At 52.3% G+C, this 5,130-nt stretch carries 5 protein-coding genes; all 5 read right to left on the bottom strand.

All coding sequences use genetic code 11. The annotated features are described in order from the left end of the window. The coding region (locus tag BOW51_RS07420; protein ID WP_135568132.1) for an efflux RND transporter permease subunit at positions 1–1,202 on the bottom strand (1,202 nt) is incomplete at its 3' end. 4 nt (positions 1,203–1,206) lie between these two features. Then, positions 1,207–2,208, bottom strand: a complete 1,002-nt coding sequence (locus tag BOW51_RS07415; protein ID WP_078477128.1) for an efflux RND transporter periplasmic adaptor subunit — start codon at positions 2,206–2,208, stop codon at positions 1,207–1,209. Between the two features lie 121 nt (positions 2,209–2,329). Beyond that, positions 2,330–2,656 carry an ArsR/SmtB family transcription factor gene (locus BOW51_RS07410; RefSeq protein ID WP_043116029.1) on the bottom strand — a complete coding sequence of 109 codons (327 nt, stop codon included), beginning with the start codon at positions 2,654–2,656 and terminating at the stop codon, positions 2,330–2,332. Next, a complete protein-coding gene (locus BOW51_RS07405) occupies positions 2,649–3,506 on the bottom strand; it encodes a response regulator (RefSeq protein ID WP_078477127.1) in 858 nt (285 codons plus the stop codon). Before BOW51_RS07405 ends, BOW51_RS07410 begins: the two co-directional genes overlap by 8 nt. 5 nt (positions 3,507–3,511) lie before the next feature. Further along, positions 3,512–5,130: ATP-binding response regulator (locus BOW51_RS07400; protein WP_078477126.1), on the bottom strand; the 1,619-nt coding region annotated here is incomplete at its 5' end.

Raw genomic sequence — 5,130 nt, 5'->3', positions numbered from 1 at the left:
CAGGAGGCAAACAGGGTGATCAGCAGGGTAATGGCGACGGCGCCACCGACAATCAGCGCCTCGCGCCAGCCGAGAGCAATGACGATCAGGCCAATGACCGAGAGAGTGGCAAAGATCAGCTTGCTGATGAGTTTACGTGCCTTGTGATCTGCTGTCTCACCGTAGTTGCGTGTGATGGTTACCTCGACACCTTCGGGAATAAAGATACCCTTCATGTCTTCGAAACGATCAATGACTCGCTTGGCAATATTCACAGCGTTGGTGCCCGGTTTCTTTGCCACTGCAATTGTTACAGCTGGTTGCGTACCATTTAGGTCAAGGCCGTGAGAAGCTGCCTGCGGCCCGGCACCGATCCATACATACTGCTGTGGATGATCCGGTCCCTCGCTGATGGTTGCGATATCCTGCAGGTGAACCGGTTTTCCGTCATGCATGCCGATGACCAGGCCACCGAGTTCTGAGGCTGATGTGAGAAAAGTTCCTGCCTGGATCAACAGTTCCCTGTTTGCGCTGGTGATGCTGATGCCATCTGCTGTGGAATTGGCGGCACGCAGACTGTTGCGTAGATCGTCGAGGTCAATTCCGTAACCGGACAGGGATTGCGGATTGAGCATTACCTTGACCGTGCGTTCCGGTTCGCCAATGGTGTAGATATCACGTGTGTCGGGCACGCGTTTCAATTCTGCCTCTATGGTATGCGCGACCTGGCCGAGTTCGTAGGCGCCGACTGAAGGATCGCTTGACCACAGGGTCGCAGTGACAATGGGAACATCGTCTATACCCTTGGGCTTGATGATGGGGGTGCCGACACCAAGGTTGTGCGGTAACCAGTCCTGGTTTGAGAAAACCTTGTTGTAAAGACGCACAATCGCCTGGGTACGGTCTTCGCCAACACGATACTGCACAGTGATGATTGCCATGCCGGGACGGGAGGTCGAATAGACATGCTCGATTCCCTCGATCTCAGACAGAACCTGTTCTGCCGGTGTGGATACCAGTTGTTCAATCTCGACGGCGGTGGCGCCCGGAAAGGGGATGAAAATATTCGCAAATGTGACATTGATTTGCGGCTCTTCCTCACGCGGTGTCACTGCGATCGCAAACAGACCGAGAAGGATTCCGAGTAGTGCCAGCAGTGGAGTGATTTCGGTAGTCAGAAAGCGTTTTGCCGTTTTGCCCGATATACCTAGATTCTGACTCATGCTATTACTCTTTTCCCGCTGCCTGGCGCGCCATGATGCCAGCAGCTACAGGATCCAGGGCGACCTGCTCACCCGGTGCGAGGCCTGCGAGTATCGCAGTGCGTTGTGCAAATTGATTGCCGACACGGATGTGCCTCAGCGAGATAGCGCCAGACTCTTTGATGACATAGACCCCGGTCACTTCAGAGCGGTAGACAATGCTTGAAGTGGGTACGGTCAGAAATTCGCGTTGCCCGGTCAGGAAAGCGGTTTTGACGAACATGCCCGGGTAGAGTTGCTGTTTTGTTGTTGGCAGTTCGAGCCGGACCTTGAAGGTACCAGAGGCCGGATCTGCAAAGGGGTAAACCGTGATTTTTGTAACGGGAATCGGTGGCTCCTCACCAGACAGGATGAAGGCAGTGTCAAATTCGCGTACCTTGTTGACAAGAGTCTGGGGCACATCCACGCTGACGCGCAGCTTCTCCAGCGAGATTCCGGTCATGAGTGGCGTGCCGGGGCTGGCTGTCTCACCAGGCTCGATATGGCGCTGCATAACAATGCCCGTGTAGGGAGCCTTGATAACCGTGTAGTTGAGTTGCTCCTGGGCGCTTTCAAGGGCCGCCCTGGAGCTTGTTAGTAAGGTCTCTGCATTCTCCATTTCAGCTTCAGTGGCAACGCCTTTCTTGAAGACGCTGGCAATGCGCTCATGATCTGATTTGACTTGTTTGAAGTGCGCTTCCGCCTGTTCGAGAGCCGTGCGCTGGGTGGTGTCATGCAGGCGCGCAATGACCTGGTCTTTGCTGACGAAATCATCGACATCAAAGAGAATCTCTTTAACCTGTCCGCTGGTTTGTGCCGAGACAGTTGATCTGTTGACTGCTTCTACAGTGCCGTCGAGGTACTGGTGGTTTGGCATGCTCTCCAGCGTAGCGCTGGCAAGTTCCAACGTTGCAGCATCCGCGTTCGGCTCTGCAGCCTGTACCAAGGATGTCAGCAATAGGGTAACAGTCAGTATTACCTTGTTCATCAATGAGCTCCCGACCTATAGTATTAGAGAAATCTAATATACAAGATATAATTCTATAGATCAATAAGAAGCTTTAATGATGCGGATGTCAATGCCTTGTTATTTGTATGGTTAAGCGCCCTTAGATGTCACTAAGGTTTGTCGGGCAAAGCACATTGCGCATTGTGCCGATCAGTTCGAGAAGTTGCTCGTTACGGATGCGGTAGTAGATCCGGTTAGCCTCCTTGCGCGAGACCAGGATGTGCTTGTTACGCAACTGATCGAGGTGCTGGGAGATATTACTCTGGGAGGTGCCGATCTGTTCAACGATCTCGCCGACCGAGAGTTCCTGGTCCCCAAGCGTGCAGAGAATACGCCAGCGCAGGGGGTGCGCCATTGCCTTGAGCGCATTGGCGGTCAGGGTTGCATCTTCATTGACCGGAGTGTCGGTATTGTCTGTGTCACTCATGCTCATTTCCTGCTGTCTCCAGCTTGTGGTAGCCACTCATATTTTTGGCTATACAGATAATTTCTTCAACTTCACCTGCATTATCGTTGATTGCGGTGCGTGAAAAAAGGATTGGGATACGTTTTTCCGTACTTGTGATGAAAGCTGCCTCAATAGCGCTGAGTGCACCGGTGCGAATCAATGCCTCAAGCCAGGTGCCCATGAACGCCTTGGCCTGTTCGTCGCTCTCTTCTTCAAAGATATCACCGATCGACATGCCGATTAGCTCATCTTCATTATAAGCGAGCATTGCAAGCGCGGCCGGGTTGGCGCGCGTGATGATGCCCTCCCTGTTGAGTAGCAGCAGTGCCTCACCCATGGTATCGAGGATTTTTTCCAGGTGCTGATTGGCCAGGTGAAGCTGCTCGGTACGCTCAGCGACTTTCTGTTCAAGTATGCGATTAAGGTTTCGCTCCTTTTCGATCAGGCGAAAATAGGTGCTTAGCTTGTTGATCAGCTGGTTATCGTCAATCGGTTTGAGCAGGTAGTCAGCCGCACCAAGATCATAGCCGCGCTGCTGGAACTCCTCTGTTTTGAAAGCTGCCGTCAGAAAGATGATCGGGATATCACGCGTTTTCTTGCGCATCTTGAGCAGTGTTGCCGCTTCAAAGCCATCCATTTCCGGCATCTGGATGTCCAGAACAATCAGGTCGATGTCATCCCGCTCAGAAGCAATTTCGATTGCCTGCTTGCCCGACTCGGCCTCGATAACAGCAGCGTGCAGATGGCTTGAGATCAGGGAACGCAGGCTATAGAGATTGGCGGCATTGTCATCGACAATCAGGAGTGTAAAGTTACTGTGGTCTGGCATACCTGTTAGTCAGTCTTCATTGTTTGCAATTGGTGATCGATCAGCTCTTTCAATTTTACAGCGTCGAAAGGCGGCGTGAGCACACATTCAAAACGCTTGCCTGACACATCTGTTTGCTCTTCCTCACTGATTGCGACCAGGGTGCATTGATACGATTGTTCCTCGATCAGATGAATGCTATCACACTTGCTCGAATCACAAAGATCGAGGTTGATTAGTGTCAACAGGCAATCCGGATTCTCGACCAGGGCTTCTCGTATCTCTTCGTCATCAGATGCGATGATCGCCTCGATGTTCCACTGCGAGAGAATGCGTGAGAGTTGCAGCAGGTGATCCACGTCATCATCAATGATGAGTACATGTTTGCCCTGGTAGTCAGGCATTTTTTCTGTTGCCACTGCAGGTGCCTGATTTTCCCTGGCAGGTATTTTTTCCTCATCCGGTGTAATCAGGGGGTTGTACTCCAGCGGCAGGGAGATTGTAAAGCAGGCGCCTTCGCCGGGTTTGCTGTCGAGGCTGATTTTGCCTCCGATCATATGGGTAAGACGCTGGCTAATGTTGAGGCCGAGGCCGGTGCCACCGAATCGCCGCCGGATTGAGCCGTCAGCATGGAGGAAGGCTTCAAAAATGCGTTGTTGCTCCTCTGCAGGAATACCCATGCCTGTATCCATGACTGAAATATGAACTGGTAGGGAGTGTGAAACTTCAGAGTAATCGATGTTAACACTGATAGTGACGCTGCCATGCTCGGTGAACTTGAGCGCATTGGCGAGCAGGTTACGTAATATCTGCTTTAGCTTGTTGTTGTCGGTGACAATCATCGGCAGAGAGGCAGAATCAAAGCGGGTTTCGAGTACGAGGGATTTTTCCTGGTACTGCGGACGCATCAACTCGACCGTGTCGAGAATGAGTTGTTTAAGATCAGTCTCTTCGAGAGAGGGCGATTGTTCCATGCGTTCAAGCAGGCTCAATTCGAGGATGTTCTCGATGAGGCGATACAGGTCGCGCCCTGCAGCATTGATAACCGCGGCCTGTTCTCGCTTTTGACTATCCAGTTCTTCACTATCCTTGAGCAGTTTTGACAGAACCAGGATCGAATTGAGCGGGGTTTTCAATTCATGCGAAACATTGGCAAGAAACTCCGACTTGAAGCGGTTGCTCTCCTCGAGTTCCTGCGTGTGTGAGACGAGATTACGCTGGTTGCGCGCATGGGCTACTGACAAGCGACTGAGGTTTTCACCGACCTCCTTCAGTTCGATTGGTCGTTTCCAGTTAAAGTTGACCTCGCTATTTTCCGAGACGATGCGCTGTACACCCTGCCCCAGGCTGTTGCCGATGCTGTCAATGCTGCGCGTAACCCGGCGTGCCACAAACAGGATGCCGATCAGAACGGGAATGCTGATCAATAGTCCGCGTATCAGCAGGTTTTGCAACAAGTCGGCAAACGCTGACTGGCCGACAACACGACCAACCCACAAAGGCTCGCCGTCTGCGGAGCGGAACATGGGTATCCAGATGATCTGTCCCTTGTCCGGATCTTGCCACAGGCCAATGCGGTTCTGGGTGAGAAGTTGTTCGAGCCCGGCATAGTCATCAAAGGCATTGCTGCTGGCCTGCTCGGTTG

The sequence above is a fragment of the Solemya elarraichensis gill symbiont genome (assembly GCF_002021095.1).
In the GTDB taxonomy this organism is placed as follows: Bacteria; Pseudomonadota; Gammaproteobacteria; order Chromatiales; family Chromatiaceae.
The sequence above is the reverse complement of the archived record's forward strand: the minus strand, read 5'-3'. Positions and strand labels throughout refer to the sequence as shown.